Annotated in this window: 1 pseudogene; it reads right to left on the bottom strand. The window is 53.8% G+C overall.

The annotated features are described in order from the left end of the window. Nucleotides 1-329 (bottom strand): annotated as a pseudogene (locus tag JUJ53_RS00125) (Photosystem Q(B) protein 1); the annotation flags it as partial.

Here is a 329-nt window from a genome sequence, read left to right as displayed (position 1 = left end):
CGCGGGAGTTGTTGAAGCTGGCGTATTGGAAGATCAAACGACCGAAGTAGCCGTGAGCCGCAACGATGTTGTAGGTCTCTTCTTCTTGTCCAAACTTATAGCCGTAGTTCTGTGACTCGGTCTCGGTCGTCTCACGCACCAAGCTGGAGGTCACCAAGGAACCGTGCATGGCGGAGAACAGAGAGCCACCGAATACGCCAGCTACACCCAACATGTGGAAGGGGTGCATCAGGATGTTGTGCTCGGCTTGGAACACGAACATGAAGTTGAAGGTACCGGAGATACCTAGAGGCATCCCATCAGAGAAGGAACCTTGACCGATCGGGTAG

Source organism: Leptolyngbya sp. CCY15150 (assembly GCF_016888135.1).
GTDB lineage: Bacteria > Cyanobacteriota > Cyanobacteriia > RECH01 > RECH01 > RECH01.
This window is presented reverse-complemented; position numbering and strand designations above follow the sequence as displayed.